Genomic DNA, 18,150 nt, shown 5'->3' on the forward strand with positions numbered 1-18,150 from the left:
TGCTAAATACCTCTTATATTTAATAACTACCTATCTATTTTATTCGTTTTTTGTCCCGTTGTCTACGTTTTCTTCATTACTAAAGAATTCAACGGTTTGATCAATCACTTTTGTGTTAATCATTGTCCGAATTTGCTGAATAGCTTTTGTAGTGGCAGTCACGTCAGCGGAACCATGAGCCTTCACAACTGGTGCTTTAAGGCCTAATAAGACCGCTCCGCCATATTGCGACGGATTCATCAAATGTCCAATTCGATGGAAAACCGGTCGTAATAAAAGGTAACCCAGTTTGGCACGGAGCCCGCCATTCAGAATGCCATCCTTAATCAGGGTCATCATCATTCGAACGCTTCCCTCAGTCGCCTTCAAAGCCGCGTTCGCCGTCCAACCATCAGAAACAACTACATCTGCTGCACCATGGAGAAGGTCACCAGATTCAATATTACCGATGAAATTCAAAGCTTTTTGATTAGCAAGATCTTGATGAACGGCCTTATGCAATTGATCACCCTTGTCCGCTTCAGCGCCATTATTCAAAAGCGCCACCCGAGGATCTTGAATGTTAAGAACATTTTGAGCATAGAACCGGCCTAAATGGGCAAATTCAACTAGGTTTTTTTCTTTCGATTCGGCATTGGCACCTGAATCAAGGTATACAAAACCTTGTCCTTGCTGTCCTGGTTGTGCTACAGGCAAAATACTTGTTAATCCAGGTCGATCGATCCCCTTGATCCGACCAATAATGAAAATTCCAGCAGCAAGGATTGCCCCAGTATTACCGGCTGAAAAGAATGCATCGGCCTCACCATGTTTGACGGCATTGGCCGCTCGGACAATTGAAGAATCTTTCTTGCGCCGAATTGCCCGAACTGGTTCTTCACCCATGGCAATCTCTTCGGTGGTATTAATTAGCGTTAAACGTTCAGGATTCTTAATTAATGGTTTGACCTTCTGTTCATCACCATATAAAAGAAATTCCAGGTCATTAAATTGATCACGCGCATTTTCAATTCCTTCAATAATCACTTGGGGTGCACGATCGCCACCCATTGCATCAACAGCTATTTTCATATTTATCTTCCTTTCTTAGTCAAAGTGTGTCGTTAGTTCATGCCGAGTTAGGTAATATACTAATGGTTGATTTTCATCACGAAGATCCCAGTGAGGAGTATTAATTAAGTTTGCTGCATCCGAGCGCGCAATTTGTAACATTTTCAAATCAGCCACCGGGTCACCAACTTTAAAATCTGGCACCCCAGACTGCTTATTCCCCAAAACATCACCTGAACCACGTAACTCCAAGTCACGTTGGGCAACAACAAAACCGTCATTAGTTTCAACCATGGTTTGCATTCTTTTAACACCGTCTTCAGTTTTGGGATCAGCAATTAGCAGACAATAACTTTGTTGCTGACCACGGCCAACCCGACCCCGAAGCTGGTGTAGTTGTGCGAGGCCAAAACGGTCAGCGTCATAAATTAACATTACCGTAGCGTTGGGATTATCCACCCCAACCTCAATTACCGTCGTGGCGACCATCACCTGAATCTTATTATCTTGAAAATCTTGCATAACCTGTTCTTTTTGTTCGTTGTCCATTCGACCATGAAGAAGGCCAACTTGGTATTGCGGCGCAAAATACTCGACAAATTCTTGATACAAATCAGTCGCATTTTGAACGTCGAGAGTTTCTGATTGTTCAATTAATGGGGAAACCACATATACCTGCGCTCCCTGAGCCAACTGGCCTTTTAAAAATTGTAAAGCTTGATCCGCTTGATTTGATTTCAGCCAGGTGGTCTTAATCGGCTGACGACCAGCAGGTAATTCATCGATGATGGAAACATCCATTTCGCCATAACTGGTAATTGCTAGAGTCCGTGGGATCGGTGTCGCCGTCATCGCTAATACATCAGGATGAACCCCCTTCATCCGTAATTGCTGACGCTGGTTAACTCCAAAACGGTGCTGCTCATCAATGATGGCTAAACCCAAATTAGCGTAATCAACCTGCTCTTGAATCAATGCATGAGTCCCAATAATGAGGTTAATACTACCATCTTTGATCCCTTTTAACATTTGCCGTTTCTGACGGGTATTCATCGAACCAGTTAATAATCCAATATTCACGTGCGTTCCTACAAAAACCTTAGCTAATTTTTGGGCATGTTGGGCTGCCAAAATTTCGGTTGGCGCCATTAAAGCTGCTTGGTAGCCAGCAATCACGACTGCATTAATGGCGATTGCCGCCACAATCGTCTTTCCTGAACCAACATCCCCCTGCAAAAGTCGATTCATTTGGTAAGGCTGTCGAAGGTCGCGACAAATCTCATTAACCACCCGTTTTTGAGCACCCGTCAATTCAAAGGGAATTGTTTTAATAAAATCGCGTAATTCTTGATTATTGTAAAGAATTTGATTGCCATCCTTTTGCCGATTAGCTCGCCGAATTGATTGCAGTCGTAATTGAAACAGGAAAAACTCTTCATAAGCAGCGGTCCGACGTGCTGCCCGTGCCGCTGAGCCATCTTTAGGAAAGTGCATATCATGAATCATAGTCCGTCGATCCAGCAATTGATAACGTTGTCGTAAGCTAATCGGCAGTAACGTCGCAATCACATTAGCATAATTATGATATGCAATCTTGATCAGCTTACGCAAGGTTGCTTGATGAACATGCTTATTTGCCGGATAAATTGCGCCCATCTCTTGATCCTGTTGATTGGTTAATAACTTGGTCCCCTGAATTTCCTGTCGTGAAGCATTCCAGGTTCCCATAATCGTGACATCCTGATCCATTACAGCCTGCTTCTTTAAGTATGGCTGATTAAAATACACCACTTGAACGACGGCATGACCAACCATTACCCGAAAGCCGAGCCGCGTGCGGCGGTAGCCGAAACGTGACATCACGGGCTCAGAGACAATCGTACCGTGAATCGTCACCTTCTGCTTGTCCTTTGCGGTTTCAAGATCAGTAGGTGCAAAATCATCATAACGACTCGGAAAATACGTTAATAAATCTTCAACTGTTTGAATTCCTAATGTAGTTAAAGCTTCGGCAGTTTTGGGGCCAACACCACGGATCGTGCTAACTGGATCTTGTAAACTCTTCATGATGTATCTCCCTCCTTCTGTTATAAAAAAAGTGGGAAAGAACTAGCTAGTTAGTTCAATTTCCCACTCAATCAACCTGGAATCACTTAGCAGTTCGCTGAATAGCAAGTTAACTTTTTCCTAGTTATTCGACAGAAATTAAATATGGATAAACTGGTTGGTCACCTTCGTATACCTGAACATCCAATTCATCATCCATCTCTTCAATTGCCCTCTGCAATTGATCAGCTTGATCTTGGTTACCATCTTCCCCATAGTAAATGGTAACCACACTGCTATCTTCGTCTAGCATCTTCTTAACCATTGCTTCGGCAGTAGTTGCCAAGTCACTATCGGTTGTCACAATGTCACCATCGACAATCCCAATATAATCATCTTTTTTAATTGTAATTCCGTTTACAGTCGTATCACGGACAGCAGTAGTAACTGCACCACTCTTCACAGTATCAAGTGCGTCTTCCATTGCTGTATGGTTTTCATCCAAGGTACTGTCAGGATTGAATTCCAATAAAGCAGTCATTGCTTGTGGAATGGTTTTCGTGTGAACAACGGCCGTTGGAATTTCTGCAATATCTTTTGCCTGATCTGCCGCCATGAAGATATTACCATTATCTGGGAGCACCAAAGCCTGTTTAGCACCACTGTTATTAATTGCATCAGCAATATCTTGAATACTTGGATTCATCGTTTGCCCACCACTGATAATGTGAGTCACACCCAAGCTCTTCAATAATTCGCTAATTCCTTGACCTGCAGCAACTGCAATAACCGCAGTGCCCGGTGCTTCCTTTTCGCCATCGGCATCAGCGTTTTCAGCTACTGATGGTTCATCTTCGTCCATGATTTGTTCTTGCTGCCACCGCATATTATCAACTTTAACGGTCTGTAAATCACCAAATTGCTGCCCCCAAGATAGAACTTTCCCTGGGTGTTCAGTGTGAACATGGACCTTCACAATTTCATCATCATTGATAACTAATAGACTATCACCAAGCTTGGCTAGGTAATTATAGAATGTATCATAGTCAAACTTTTGAGTTACCTGCTTACCCCGTCCGATTCGAACCATGATTTGGGTACAATAACCATACTTGATGTCAGCTGGATCTAATTTCCCTTGCGCACTTTGATGATGCTTAGCATTAATCATCTCATTCATCTGGGCATTATCTGGTTTAGTTTCAACAGTTACCTTACCGGTTAATGCTTCTAAGAATGCATGTAAAACATAGTCTAAGCCTTGACCACCAGAGTCAACCACCCCAACTTCTTTCAAAACCGGTAATAAATCAGGTGTCTTTTGGAGTGCTTGATCAGCCGCCGAACAAATTTCCTCTAAAATCTTTTCAATATCGTTGGTGGTTTTAACAGTGTCAATCCCTGCTTGGGCAGATTCTCGAACTACCGTTAAAATCGTTCCTTCTGTAGGCTTCATCACGGCCTTATAGGCAGTTTGGGCACCATTTGCATAAGCATCAACGAATTCTTGAGCGCTCAGATCTTTCTTGCCCTTGCAGCCACCGGCAAAGCCACGGAAAATTTGTGAAAGAATTACTCCAGAGTTTCCCCGAGCCCCCATTAAGAGACCCTTAGCTAAGGAATTGGCTAAGTCGCCAACATTTTCGCTCGTGTCTTCCCGTTCATATTTTGCACCACTCGCCATGGACATACTCATGTTTGTACCTGTATCACCATCGGGAACAGGAAATACATTTAACGAGTTAATAAATTCTGCATTCTGATTGAGTTTGGCCGCAGCGGCCTGAACCATTTTACCGAATTCGAGATTTGTAATCTTTGTGATTGCCAAAATATTATTCCTCCGCCTACCAAATTTAGTCTTCAGAAACCCGAACACCTTGAACGTTAACATTCACAGCGTTTGCGGTAATTCCTAATAATGTTTCTAAATTGTACTTAACCTTTTGTTGAACACTTTTTGAAACTTCGGAAATCTTGATCCCATATTCAACAATAATATTTACTTCAACAGCAATGCCGTTATCCTGTTGCCGGATAACTACGCCTTGACTGTAATTATCACGTTGCAAAATCTTGTTAAAGCCATCTTTCAATGGGTTGCGACTAGCCATGCCGACTACACCGTAATTATCAGTTGCTGCACCACCAACTACGGTCGAAATCACATCATTAGAAATATCAATCGTACCTGATTGTGTTTTAATCTTCACTGCCATCTTTATGGCCTCCTTGTCGTGATTAATGAATTATCCTGTTTATTTTACCACACTTAGCAAATGAGACAAATTCATATAATGTCGCTTTTTGCAGAAATAGAAATAAAAAAGGCTGCCCGTAGGCAGCCATACTTTTTATTTAGTTAACACGAGTAACCTTACCCGACTTCAAAGTACGTGCTGAAACGTAAACCTTCTTTGGCTTACCATTAACTAAAATAGTAGCTTTTTGCAAATTAGGCTTCCAGCTGCGACGAGTTGAGTTAAGGGCGTGGGAACGCTTGTTACCAAGCTTAGTACTTTTACCAGTAATAAAATCCTTAGCCATGTTGGAACCTCCTCTCCTCATCAGTTTTTTCGTGCGCATTACTGCGCTGTAACTCACCTAAATAATTTACCATAGGCAGACGCACTTTGCAATAGTTTCTTTCAAGTATTTTTACTTGACACTAATCATTACCATGGATCTGGTCATAACTCTGAATCACTGCAACCACTCCTTGATGAAATGAAAAGTGATTCACCTTTCCAACAAATTCATTGCTTGACCATGAAAACGGAATATCTGAATTAAAATCCACTAATGGATATTTTTCATCCGGTAAATTCAATCCGCGAACAGGTGTTAAATTGACAAAAGCGAGGTATCGCATCCGCGTCTCCTTGACAACTGAATATGAACCTGGCGAATAAAAATCTACCGTATTTTCTCGATCAATCAACCTAATTCGGTCTAAATAATCACGAAATTCATCCTGCATTGGCATGAAGAGATTCGCTAATAACTGATCAAGTCGACCACCGGTACCACCGTAAATATTAATCTGTGTTGGATGAAACCTCTGAATTGCTAACCTAGTACCATATTGAGTATCTGTAACATCCTTTGCCGTCGGCAGAACACGAACATCACCAACCACTTGCTTTAAGTGTTCCATTTCTTGGGGATCAGTAGAATCAAAATCCCCCGCCACGACTGCTGGGGTAATTCCATGTTGCAATAAGTAGGTGGCCCCATAGTCGATCCCAATCCACAGTTCATGTTGATGCTTTAACACAATATCCAGGGGGATTTCCTTGGCCGGTCCACCTACCATTAAATTAACTACTGTCATTTTTCTCTAAAAAAAGTGCCATTACATTAAATGGCACCATTAATTGTTACTTTGTTGCGTTCTTAATGGCATTGATCCGGGCAACTGGATCATCAGCACCGTAAACATATGAACCTGCAACGGCAACGGTTGCGCCTGCTTTGTAGCAGTCAACAACTGTTTGGTCATTGACTCCGCCATCAATTTCGATATCAAAATCGTAGCCATGGTCCTTCTTTAGTTGATTTAATTCGGCGATTTTTTCAACCGTTTCTGGCAAGAACTTCTGACCACCAAAACCAGGGTTAACTGTCATTACTAACACTTGATCAACCATATGAAGAACTGGCTTGATCATTTCAACTGGTGTTCCAGGATTAATAACTACTTCAGCCTTAACACCACCGTTCTTAATGATTTGTAATGCGCGGTGAATGTGTTGCGTTGCTTCAACTTGGACCCCAATGATATCAGCCCCAGCATCAATAAATGCTGGAATAATATGTTCAGGATTTTGAACCATCAAATGAACATCTAATACCATTTTTGTAATTGGACGAATGGCCTTAACGAAACCCGGGCCAAAAGAAATGCTTGGCACAAAACTGCCATCCATAATATCAATGTGGAGATATTCGGCACCGCCTTGGTCTACCTTTTCAATGTCCTTTTGCAAATTAACATAATCAGCACTCAAAATTGATGGTGCAACTTTAATCATAATCTACTACCTCACTTCAGTATTTTGGCTTTTGGTTTCTAATTAGTTCTTGAAATTGAACATAATTATTATACCTTGACTCTAATATTTTACCATCTTCCACCGCATTTTTCACAGCACAACCTGGCTCTTGTAAGTGTAGACATCCACGGAATTTGCATTTTGGAGCCAGTCGCTTCATTTCCGGGAATAATTGGGGCAATTCTTCCTTGGTCATTTGGAAATCCTCATAGGATGAAAAGCCAGGGGTGTCTGCAACTAAAGCATTCCCGACCTTTAGCAAGGCCACTTTACGCGTTGTGTGCCGCCCTCGCTTCAAAGCCTTTGAAACTTCACCGGTTGGCAGGTCAAGGTTAGGTGCCAAATGGTTTAATAAAGTTGATTTCCCGGCACCTGTTTGTCCCATCATCGTAACAATTTGCCCTTTAATCTGTTGCTGCAATTGATCCAAATTGGTCTGACAATATGGTTCTTTAGAATAGTAAACCGAGTAGCCGATCTGTCGATAACCATCCACAAAAGTTTGCAGTTTCTGAGCTTCTTCTGCAGATAACAGGTCCACTTTTGAAAAGAAAATAATTGGTGTGATGGACTGCGCTTCTAGAGCAATTAACTGGCGATCTAGTAAGTTGCTTGAAAACTGCGGATTACTGGCTGCAGTAACCACAATAGCCGTATCAACATTGGCAACCATTGGCCGCACCAACTGATTGGTGCGCGGCTCAATTGCTAGGAGATAACCATCGGCAAACTGAACATGATCACCCACCAGTGGCTTAATTCCCCGTTTGCGAAAATTCCCCCGGCCTCGCGTGCGATAGATCTCGCCGTCAGCAATAATATCGTAGAAACCGCTCAATGATTGTTGAATAATTCCTTCCTTCAAAAAGCACCTCCATTAACCTGTGATGTTGGTTGCACTCATAATTGTTCGACCATTACGGATAACCTTGTAAGCGCCCATTTGGTGATTCCGTAGTGTAAACGGAACATTGATCGTAGTTTCTTGGTTGATCGTAATGTCTTGATATTCCATTGTGAGATTATGGTACGCATCCGAAATATAAACCTGAACCCGGTTTTCCTTTTTGCCACCATTTCCATCAAACGGAATATTAATCTGAATGTTAGTCGTCTTTAAATTGGCTCCTGTATCAGCCACCTGAACAGCTATGGTATCATTCTCGGCCAATTTAGTTCCCGCTTTTGGGGTTTGACTAATAACGTGATTAACTGCAATCTTATTGGAATTCTTTTTAATCACCGTTACTTGAAGGTGGTGTTTGTTAGCAAAATCCTGAACTTCATTTAGATCTTTATTCTTAAAATTAGGAATCTTGACCTTATGCTGTCCACGACTCACCGTCAGGGTAATAGCCTTATTCTGTGGTTTAATGACGCTACCGGCACTAACGTTTTGTTTAATAATTGATCCCTCATCAACTTCATTTGAATACACCATTTCTTTATTAACGGTGAATCCTTTCGCACGTAGTTGAGCTGCCGTGTGATCATAATCGTCGCCAACAAAGTCAGCCATCTTGTAGCTGTTCACACCACTACTCAAAACAATATCCACCGAACGACCAAACCGTACCCGTTCTGGACTATCAATCGATACCACATGGTCCTTCGCCACAACCTTACTGGTGGTTCTAGTAATGTTGCCAACACGCAAATGTCGTTTAGCCAACGTTTTTTCAGCCTGGGATGTCGATTGCCCATCTATATTAGGCACGGTAACTAAACGATTAAAATACCAACCAGCAAATAATATTATTACTGCTGCTCCACTTGCTAAGCCAACCCACCAGCGTCGATGACTGACGGATTTCTTTGCCGTAGGATTATTTTGATGGTTAGGCTGTCCGATCTCTTTTGTTTGACCATTATCTTGCTCAGCTTGCTTTTTTGCATGTTGAATCGACTTTAGGTCCAAAACCTTTGTTTCATCATCACAATGACTATTTTCTCTAAACCGTGGTTCGCCACTTCGTCGATTATCTAGTGAAGTCCGTAAATCAGCTGCCATCTCCTTGGCACTAGCATAACGCTCTTGGGGATCCTTGGCGGTAGCTTTATAAACCACATTTTCCATTGCTTGAGGAATTGCCGGATTAAACTCGCGGACTGATGGGATTTGATCCTTAAAGTGCTTTAATGCAATTGAGACAGCATTCTCGCCTTCAAAAGGAACTGTGCCCGTTAATAATTCATAAAGAATAATACCGAGCGAATAAATATCTGAACGTTTGGTGGCTACACTACCGCGTGCTTGCTCCGGTGACAGATAATGCACGGAGCCAACTAACGTATTCGTTTGGGTTAAGGAGTTGTCAAAACTGGCTGTGGCAATGCCAAAATCTGTAATTTTGATGTTTTTATTTTGATCAATTAAAATATTTTGCGGCTTTAAATCGCGGTGAATAATGCCATGTTCATGTGCTGATTCAACAGCTGACAATACTTGTTCCATGATATTGATCACTTGGGGCAACGGAATCGGATAATTTTGCGCAATGTATTTTTTCAGATCCATGCCTTCCACATACTGCATAACCATATACTGCATACCATGGTTTTCACCAACATCATAAACACCAACAATGTTGGGATCATTCAGTTGGGTTGCGGCAAGTGCTTCACGTTGAAAACGCTTCTTAGTTTGCGGATCGTCATGCAAGTCTAAACGCAGTAACTTAACGGACACTTCGCGATCTAAGACTAAATCATGTGCTAGATATACATTGGCCATTCCGCCCTCACCAAGTGATCGGATAATTTTATACCGATTGCCTAGTACATATCCGGGTTTCATATAGCTTCATGCCTCGCTTAATTATTTTGGCTGATTAACACGGTAACGTTATCCGGGCCACCCGCTTGGTTTGCTAAGGAAACTAAGCGTTGGCATTTTTCACCCAGTGTCCACTGATCAGTGCTAAGAACTGCCTTAATCTGTTCGTTGTTAACCATTTTGGACAGACCATCTGAACACAGCAAAAACAGGTCCCCGGGGTTAACCGGAAAACTGTTCACTTCAATTTGGGCATCTGGAGAAATACCAATTGCGCGAGTAATAATATTTTTTTGTGGTGAAACACGCGCGGCATCCTCAGATAAGTCACCATTTTTTACTAATTCATTTACTAATGAGTGATCAATCGTGATCTGGGTCAATAGACCATCGTGGTAAATATATCCACGACTATCACCAATGTTAGCAACCACTACTTGTTGATCATTAAAAAAGAGCGCAACAACCAGTGTTGTCCCCATTCCCTGATACGATTGATTCTCTTGTGATTTCTTTAAAATTAATGCATTTGCTGCCAGCACTTGTTCTTGAAACCATTGTTTTGCTTCTGAAACACTTTGCGGCTGGGCAGCCATGAATTGGCGGCCAAGTTGATCAATAGCAATCGTTGCGGCAACATCACCGCTCCGGTTACCACCAATCCCGTCTGTAACAATGGCAAGCATATTCTTACCATTATGAAAGACTCGCACACGATCTTGATTCTGTGAGCGCTGTTTTCCAATGTCAGTTTGATAAGCAGTTTTCATAATCTAAATAATATTCCTTTATTTAATCCGTTGAAGGGTCCCGATAAAGAAACCATCGGAACCATAATCACTCGGTAAAATCGTGAGTGTCTTCTGCTGACGGTTAGCCTTAATTGCACGTGCCGTTTGCGTTTTTAACAACTGAAAATTTGGATGGTGTGCCAAAAACGTTTGAATCGTGTTTTCATTCTCTTCTTGAAGAATTGTACACGTGCTGTAAACAATTATACCGCCTTTTTTAACTTTCGGGGCAACCGCATTTAAAATTGTCCCTTGAATTTCATGAAGCCGACTGCTAGTGGAACTAGTTTTATCATAACGAATTTCCGGTTTACGTCGGATTAATCCGATCCCCGAACATGGGGCATCAACCAAGATTTTATCAAAAGACTCATCTGTAAAGTAATCATCTACCTGACGGGCATCTAATTGCCGTGCCACGACTCGGTTAGCAACCCCTAGCCGCTCCATGTTCTTACGAATTAGTCGAACCTTATGCTGATGAATATCCAAAGCATCAACTTGACCCATTGCCGGATCCAAAGCAGCAGCAATTTGTCCAGTCTTGCCTCCTGGTGCAGCACACGCGTCCAGCACACGTTCATCGCCCCGAAGTTGGAGCGCTTCCACTGCTAACATGGCACTTTCATCCTGAATAGTAACCATCCCGTTAGCAAACGCTGCACTAGTAAGTACATTGCCACTTTGAACTACCAGGCCGTCCTGCGCAACCTTACTCTGTTGAACATCAATCTGCTCATTAGCTAAGGTTTGAATTGCTTCTTGAACAGTTGTCCGCGCAGTATTCACTCGTAAACTGACACGGGAAGGTTCATTAATCTGGCGAACTAATTTTTCAACCTGCTCTTGACCATACTGATGAAGCAGACAACGTACCAACCATTCAGGAATACTACCAATAATCGATAACCGTTTAATGGAATCAGCAATCTCTAACGGGTCAGCAGGTCCCTGACGAAGAAAAGAGTGCAAAACGCCCGTTACAAACTTTCGAATTCCCGGATTTCCCCGCCATTTAGCAATCTTAATAGCTTCATCTGTCGCAGCCCATTCTGGAATCCGATCCATAAATTGATACTGATAAAAAGACAACATCAATAACGTTTTAACCCAACTATCGGGATCACGCTTCACCAGTGGCGTTAACCAGTATTCTAGGGTTAGTTTGTGTTGTAATACACCATAAACTAATGTGGTCACTAGTCGTTTATCAACTTCTTTTAATTGATGGCGCTTTAGTGTTTCATTTAATTGTAAATTAGAATAAGACCCCCGTTGAAAGACCTTATCGAGCGTTTCTAAAGCCAAATTACGGGGGCTATTTTGAATTGAATTATTCATTAGTAATTGCTTGTACTCCTGGTTGTAAATCTTGGTTACCATTTAGGTATGCGGTAATATCCATCAAGCCTTTGCCAGCCGGTTTTAACCGATTAATTTGATAGGTTGTACCATCACCACCAGCGATTACCAGCGCATGTTTTGCTATCCGCACGACCTTACCAGGTTCCAATGACGTTGATTCCGGTAATGGAGTAACGTCAATGATTTTAGTCCGTACCCCATCAATAATCATATTTCCCAATGGTTGAGGGCGAAGGCCACGTACTAAGTCATCAATCCGATTAGCTGGCAGAGTGTAGTCAATTCGCTCCTGAGCAGACGAAATGTTTGGTGAAAAGACGACTTTAGTTTCATCCTGTGGGATTGAAGGTGCAGTCCCCTCGATTAATGCTGGCAGGGTCTCCATTAACAAATCTCGTCCTAAAAGACTTAGTTTTTCAAACATCGTACCAGTGTCATCTTGCTTAGTAATTGGAATGGATCGCTGGGCAATAATATCCCCTGCATCCATCTTTTTCACCATGTACATAATCGTCACACCCGTTTCGGTATCACCATTCATTACAGCATACTGAATTGGGGCCCCACCCCGGTACTTCGGTAATAGTGAACCATGTACATTAATCGCTGCGATATTAGCCGCTTGCAACATTTTAGTTGGCAAAAACTGTCCATATGCGGCCGTGATCATTAAGTCCGGATGGAGATCAATTACCCGTTCCATTTCCGGACTACCGCTTAACTTAGCCGGCTGCAAAACCTCAATTCCGTTTTTGACTGCTAATTCCTTTACCGGTGAAGCCGTCATCACATGTTTACGGCCCCGCGGCCGGTCAGGTTGTGTTAAAACTGCCTGAACATCATAATCTGGACTTGTGATTAGTGCCTGTAAAATGGGCACAGCAAACTGGGGAGTCCCCATAAAAACTACTGATGTCATATTAATCCCTTCTTTATAGGAAGTACTGCGGATCCGGATCAATTGCCAATTCCGCACCACGTTGATATTTATTTTGTGCTTCTTGCATAATTTTAGTTAATAATGAATGAAGTTGAGGATCCTGACGGTATTTAATTACAATTTGATAATAATACCGTTTTTTCAAACGAGCAATTGCGCGCGGGGTGGGCCCCAAAATCATTGTATCACTCGCAAGCTGTTTCCCTAATTCCTGTCTAATATCATACATCATTTTGGCAGCCACTTGTTCATCTTCATGACTCCCCATCAGACGAATCGTGTAGTAATAAGGTGGATAGCTCGCTAATTGTCGTATCTGCATCTCAGTGTTAAAAAATTTACGATAGTCATGTGCTTGAACTAAGCGAATTACGTAATTATCTGGATTAAAAGTTTGGACAATTACCTGACCCTTTTTGTCAGCCCGGCCCGCACGACCACTGACTTGTGATAACAAATCAAAACTGCGTTCACTCGCCCGAAAATCAGGCAAATCAAGTCCCGTATCGGCATTTAACACCCCAACTAAGGTAACGTTAGGAAAATCTAGTCCTTTGGCAATCATTTGTGTCCCCAGTAGGATATCTGCTTGACCGCTGCCAAACTTTTGCAACAGCTTTTCATGCATTCCCTTACGACGGGTGGTATCAACATCCATCCGCAGAATTCGGGCCGTGGGTAATAAGGCCTGTAGTTCCTTAGTTGCCTTTTCAGTACCAGTTCCATAATAACGAATATGACGACCATGACACTGTGGGCAGCGTTGCGGAATGGGTTCTTCATGACCACAATAGTGGCACCGCATCGTATGGGTATCTAAATGCATTGTTAATGAAATATCGCAATTAGGACATTTCAACACAAATCCACAATCACGACACATGATAAAAGAGGAAAATCCGCGACGGTTCAGCATTAAAATGCTCTGTTCATGTTTGGTAAGCCGTTCCTGCAAAGCGGTTAAAAGTGCCGTTGAAAAGTTAGATTCCCCTCGTCGCTGAACCTCTGGACGCATATCCACAATTTTAATTGGTGGTAATGGACGTTTGTTGACCCGGTGTGGTAATTGTAATAGTTGATAATTACCTGCCAGTGCCCGTGAATAACTTTCCAAACTCGGTGTTGCTGAACCTAATAATAAAGGCGCATGATGATATTTTGCCCGCCACTTAGCAACTTCGCGAGAATGGTAGCGGGGCGCATCGTCTTGCTTATAGCTGGTCTCATGCTCTTCGTCCATAATAATAATTCCAATATTTTTCAATGGTGCAAAGACCGCCGACCGTGCGCCCACAACTACTTGGGCTTCACCACGTTCAATTCTCCGCCACTCATCATAACGTTCCCCAGCCGATAATCCGGAATGAAGAACCGCAACTTGGGAGCTAAAACGAGCCCGAACTCGTTCTGCAATTTGCGGCGTTAACGAAATTTCTGGAACCATCAATAACGCGGTTTTTCCTTGTTGGAGAGCATGAGCCATTGCCTGTAAATAAACTTCGGTTTTACCGCTCCCGGTAACTCCTTGTAACAAGAAGACCGTGGACTGGCGATTGTCAATTGATTGTTTAACTGATGCTAATGCTCGTTGCTGATCTAGGTTTAAGTAAAGGGGGTCCTTAGCAGCAGGATCTGTCAACTCCGCACCGAATGGTTGGCGATATTGTTCAATTTGTTGCATAGAAATCCAGCCCTTATCTTCCGCCTGCCTAAAGTTAGCCGAAGACAGGTGTGTGGTCTTTTGGGCTTGGCTAATTAAAACTTGCTGGCCAACAATTGATTGTAAATAGTCCAGCATTTTTCGTTGAGCGGTAGCGTTGGCACGGGTTTTCGAACGGAGTTGCTTGTATTCATCAACCGTCAATACTGGTTGAATCTGAGCCACAGTTTTTACCCGGGCACGGTCTTGAACCTGATATTCAAATTGAACCTTACCAGCGCGCTTGAGCGTTAGTAGTCGACTAACAATTGAAGCTTGATTTTGAACCAATGAGTAATCAAGTACGTTTTGTTGACCAAAAATCGCTTGATCCTCAGGGGCTAATGGCTGAACCAGCTTAACAATGCGCTTGGATTTAGCCTTGAGCATGTTTGGAAGCATCGTATATAAACACGAAATCCAAAACGAGTAGGTTTTGTCTGCCAGCCAGTGGCTTAATTGCATCATTTCCGAATTTACCACCGGAACTAAATCCATTAAGGCCGTAATTTGCTTGAGGGTTCCTTGAAAATCAGCCGGTTGATCAAGTCCCACTACGAATCCTTGAACAGACCGCTTTCCCTTGCCAAAGGGCACAATCACCCGCATGCCGACTTGAATTTGATGTTCTAGTTTTGGCGGCACTTGATAAGTATATGGCCGATTGGTTTGCAACGTCGGTACATCCACAATGACTTGCGCTAATTCAGCCACTGCCACCCCCTCCTTTTTTAAGATAATTGCTCAGCAATCAACTTCATTAAGCGTTGACCAATTTCGTGTTTAGTTGCGGTTGGCCAGGCAAGCGGTTTTTGTTGGGGACGTAAAATCGTCACTTTGTTGTTATCAGCATTAAAGCCCGTTGTAGTTTGACTAACATCATTTGCTACAATCATATCGGCCCCCTTGTTAACTAACTTTTGCTGTGCATTTGCAAGGACGTCTTGAGTTTCTGCAGCAAACCCAACTACTAACTGATGATTTTTGCGATGCCCCATCTTTTTTAAGATATCCACTGTTGGTGTTAGTTGTAAGTTTAAAACCGTTTGGTGAGGATCCTTTTTAATTTTCTGTTGAACAACGTTGGCTGGTTTAAAATCTGCCACTGCCGCTGCCATAATCAAAACATCACATTGACCAAAGTGCTTTTCAATCTGTTCATACATTTCCTGCGTGGTCCGAACCCGCTGAATCATTAACCGCTTTTGCGCTTCAAGATGAATATCAGTGCGACCAGCAATGACCGTCACTTCGGCTCCCATTGTTAAAGCAGCCTGTGCAATTGACCAGCCCATTTTCCCAGAAGACCAATTTCCTATATAGCGGACCGGATCAATCGGTGCGACAGTACCGCCAAGCGCAATTAACACATGTTTTCCTTTTAAAATTTCTTGAGAGGACATAACCTGATCCATAAAGTGGACAATTACCTTTGGTTCGGGCATCCGCCCATCACCTGCGTAGCCTTCAGCTAGCTGTCCATGAACTGGTGAAAGAATTAATCGCCCATCACGGCGTAATTGATCCAGGTTCCGTTGTGTTGATGGCTGATTCCACATGTGAGTATTCATCGCTGGCACAATCATAACTGGCGTCGGCGTTGCCAAAACCGTTGTGGTAACAGCATCATCCGCAATCCCATTGGCAATTTTTGCAATCACATCTGCACTCGCTGGAACTACAATTGAATAGTCCGCCCAGTCAGCCAACTCAATATGAGGAATGTCGCCATTCAACGTTGGTTCCCATAAATCCACTAACACGGGATAGTGGGTTAACGCTGTAAAAGTCGCTGGGCCCACCAATTTAGTGGCGGATTTAGTCATTACGACCCGCACTTCATGATGAGCGCGTTGTAACATTCTTACTACCGTAACAGCTTTAAAGGCAGCGATACTACCACTCACATGTACCAAAATTTTTGCCATCATTTTCACCAAATTTCCCCAAGAATAATTAATGGGTTAGAAAATAACCATTGTTATCCCCCAACCCATCAAAAGGTACGTTAGTCTTGTTTGTCTTCAGTATGGTATGGATCAATCGTGACCTTACCTGCTTCAATTTCTTCTAAGGCCTTACCAACTGATTTTGCTGATTGGTAGTGGTCCAATAACAATGGCTTGTCGCCTTCCATGCTAACTGGCTTGTCACCGTGATCAGCCCGCCATTGATCCGCTTCATATTTATCAATTTCATGGGCACGCTTGCTGGCCAACATGATTAATGAGTATCGAGAATCAACCCGCTTTAATAATTCATCAACTGATGGGTATAAAATCATTTTTCTGAATCTCCTAACATTTCAAGATAATCCGGCATTACTCGTGGAACCCGTAATCGCTCAGTGCGAATGATTCCCTTAATTTTTTCAACAGCATTATCCACCTTGTCGTTCACCACGGCGTAGTCATAATTCTGCATCATTTCGATTTCACCAAATGCTTTATGGATCCGTTTATTAATCACGTCCATGCTATCAGTCCCACGGTGAATTAATCGGTGCTTTAATTCCATTAAATCGGGTGGCGTCAAAAAAATAAAAACGCCGTCCGGACGTTTTGAACGGACCTGCATCGCACCATTAACTTCGATTTCAAGGAAAACATCTTTTCCAAAGTCTAATGTATCATCAATATATTTTAATGGTGTTCCATAATAGTTGTCAACATACTTTGCGTATTCTAACATTTGTCCAGTTTGAATATTGTGCTCAAACTCTTCTTTAGAAACAAAGAAATAATCGACACCATTCTTTTCACCAGGGCGCGGCTTACGGGTGGTCATCGAAATTGAATACTGAAAGTCGTTTCCTGGTTGATCAAATAATGCTTTACGCACTGTTCCTTTGCCAACGCCAGAAGGACCAGAAAGTACAATCAACATTCCACGTTTTGTCATGATTAGTTAACCCCTCATAATTGATTCAAAGTAATTAGTAAACATTATTAAATAAAATCACCCGTAATTCAACAGTTGCTAGCAATCAAAATAAAAAAATTGAATTTCTCTTGCAATTTTGAACGTTTGTTCGTATAATGATTTTACAAACAAGCGTTCGGAGATGATCAAATGAAAAATCCAAGTACCAAGTTCATCAATCGTGGGTCTGTAGCTCTCAACAGATATTTCCACCACCTTTTTGATGATGAGATCACTTCAAACAACGGTCAGCCGGTACCTCAGATACTACCAGTCCAACCCGTTGCTCAGCGAAAACTGTTTACTAAGCTTGCAGTAGAAGATCATCGATCTATTTTTATCCAATTAAATCCACTAACCCCGGAAGGGCAGATTACCAATTGTCGTGGACAACTTTATCCGCTTCCAAACAAACGTTTTCTTCTGCGCAATCAAAATGTCTCTTACATTTTCACCTTAAAACAGGTTCGCTACATTGCTGGTTAACTAAAAAGGAATCGTCGATA

Annotated in this window: 17 protein-coding genes; 1 reads left to right on the top strand and 16 read right to left on the bottom strand. The window is 42.4% G+C overall.

Features of this window, described 5'->3' with window-relative positions; translation table 11 throughout:
* Nucleotides 1-39: 39 nt before the first annotated feature.
* The 16 genes from plsX to gmk form a co-directional block, all read right to left on the bottom strand.
* On the bottom strand, nt 40-1,071 hold the full coding sequence (plsX, locus tag HMPREF0501_RS02150; protein WP_006916181.1) for a phosphate acyltransferase PlsX: 1,032 nt from the start codon (nt 1,069-1,071) through the stop codon (nt 40-42).
* Between the two features lie 15 nt (nt 1,072-1,086).
* On the bottom strand, nt 1,087-3,117 hold the full coding sequence (gene recG / locus HMPREF0501_RS02155; protein ID WP_006916182.1) for an ATP-dependent DNA helicase RecG: 2,031 nt from the start codon (nt 3,115-3,117) through the stop codon (nt 1,087-1,089).
* Between the two features lie 124 nt (nt 3,118-3,241).
* Nucleotides 3,242-4,927, bottom strand: a complete 1,686-nt coding sequence (locus HMPREF0501_RS02160; RefSeq protein ID WP_040455632.1) for a DAK2 domain-containing protein — start codon at nt 4,925-4,927, stop codon at nt 3,242-3,244.
* A 25-nt stretch (nt 4,928-4,952) separates the two neighbouring features.
* Nucleotides 4,953-5,315, bottom strand: a complete 363-nt coding sequence (locus HMPREF0501_RS02165; RefSeq protein WP_006916184.1) for an Asp23/Gls24 family envelope stress response protein — start codon at nt 5,313-5,315, stop codon at nt 4,953-4,955.
* A gap of 139 nt (nt 5,316-5,454) precedes the next feature.
* The gene (rpmB, locus tag HMPREF0501_RS02170) at nt 5,455-5,643 is read right to left on the bottom strand and encodes a 50S ribosomal protein L28 (protein WP_006916186.1); all 189 of its coding nucleotides are present in this window, start codon (nt 5,641-5,643) and stop codon (nt 5,455-5,457) included.
* A 121-nt stretch (nt 5,644-5,764) separates the two neighbouring features.
* Nucleotides 5,765-6,430 carry a thiamine diphosphokinase gene (locus tag HMPREF0501_RS02175; protein ID WP_006916188.1) on the bottom strand — a complete coding sequence of 222 codons (666 nt, stop codon included), beginning with the start codon at nt 6,428-6,430 and terminating at the stop codon, nt 5,765-5,767.
* A gap of 46 nt (nt 6,431-6,476) precedes the next feature.
* The gene (gene rpe / locus HMPREF0501_RS02180; protein ID WP_006916189.1) at nt 6,477-7,130 is read right to left on the bottom strand and encodes a ribulose-phosphate 3-epimerase; all 654 of its coding nucleotides are present in this window, start codon (nt 7,128-7,130) and stop codon (nt 6,477-6,479) included.
* 16 nt (nt 7,131-7,146) lie between these two features.
* Nucleotides 7,147-8,016, bottom strand: coding sequence for a ribosome small subunit-dependent GTPase A (rsgA, locus tag HMPREF0501_RS02185; protein ID WP_006916190.1), 870 nt, complete (start codon nt 8,014-8,016; stop codon nt 7,147-7,149).
* Nucleotides 8,017-8,028: 12 nt separating this feature from the next.
* Nucleotides 8,029-9,948, bottom strand: a complete 1,920-nt coding sequence (pknB, locus tag HMPREF0501_RS02190) for a Stk1 family PASTA domain-containing Ser/Thr kinase (protein WP_006916191.1) — start codon at nt 9,946-9,948, stop codon at nt 8,029-8,031.
* Between the two features lie 17 nt (nt 9,949-9,965).
* Entirely contained in the window at nt 9,966-10,697 is a 732-nt protein-coding gene (locus HMPREF0501_RS02195; protein ID WP_006916192.1) for a Stp1/IreP family PP2C-type Ser/Thr phosphatase, read from the bottom strand.
* 18 nt (nt 10,698-10,715) lie between these two features.
* Nucleotides 10,716-12,059 carry a 16S rRNA (cytosine(967)-C(5))-methyltransferase RsmB gene (rsmB, locus tag HMPREF0501_RS02200; RefSeq protein ID WP_006916193.1) on the bottom strand — a complete coding sequence of 448 codons (1,344 nt, stop codon included), beginning with the start codon at nt 12,057-12,059 and terminating at the stop codon, nt 10,716-10,718.
* Entirely contained in the window at nt 12,052-13,002 is a 951-nt protein-coding gene (gene fmt, locus HMPREF0501_RS02205) for a methionyl-tRNA formyltransferase (protein ID WP_006916194.1), read from the bottom strand. The genes rsmB and fmt overlap by 8 nt, the downstream gene beginning before the upstream one ends.
* Nucleotides 13,003-13,015: 13 nt before the next feature.
* Nucleotides 13,016-15,436 carry a primosomal protein N' gene (priA, locus tag HMPREF0501_RS02210; RefSeq protein WP_040455634.1) on the bottom strand — a complete coding sequence of 807 codons (2,421 nt, stop codon included), beginning with the start codon at nt 15,434-15,436 and terminating at the stop codon, nt 13,016-13,018.
* A gap of 17 nt (nt 15,437-15,453) precedes the next feature.
* Entirely contained in the window at nt 15,454-16,650 is a 1,197-nt protein-coding gene (gene coaBC / locus HMPREF0501_RS02215; protein WP_040455748.1) for a bifunctional phosphopantothenoylcysteine decarboxylase/phosphopantothenate--cysteine ligase CoaBC, read from the bottom strand.
* An 80-nt stretch (nt 16,651-16,730) separates the two neighbouring features.
* Nucleotides 16,731-17,006: a DNA-directed RNA polymerase subunit omega gene (gene rpoZ, locus HMPREF0501_RS02220; protein WP_006916197.1), complete on the bottom strand. Its 276-nt coding sequence runs from the start codon at nt 17,004-17,006 to the stop codon at nt 16,731-16,733.
* Nucleotides 17,003-17,623, bottom strand: coding sequence for a guanylate kinase (gmk, locus tag HMPREF0501_RS02225; RefSeq protein ID WP_006916199.1), 621 nt, complete (start codon nt 17,621-17,623; stop codon nt 17,003-17,005). Before gmk ends, rpoZ begins: the two co-directional genes overlap by 4 nt.
* Before the next feature lie 171 nt (nt 17,624-17,794).
* On the opposite strand from gmk, the gene HMPREF0501_RS02230 reads away from it, so the two are divergent.
* Nucleotides 17,795-18,130, top strand: a complete 336-nt coding sequence (locus tag HMPREF0501_RS02230; protein WP_050755737.1) for a hypothetical protein — start codon at nt 17,795-17,797, stop codon at nt 18,128-18,130.
* Nucleotides 18,131-18,150 lie beyond the last annotated feature (20 nt).

Origin of the sequence: Limosilactobacillus coleohominis 101-4-CHN (assembly GCF_000161935.1) — a bacterium.
GTDB lineage: Bacteria > Bacillota > Bacilli > Lactobacillales > Lactobacillaceae > Limosilactobacillus > Limosilactobacillus coleohominis_A.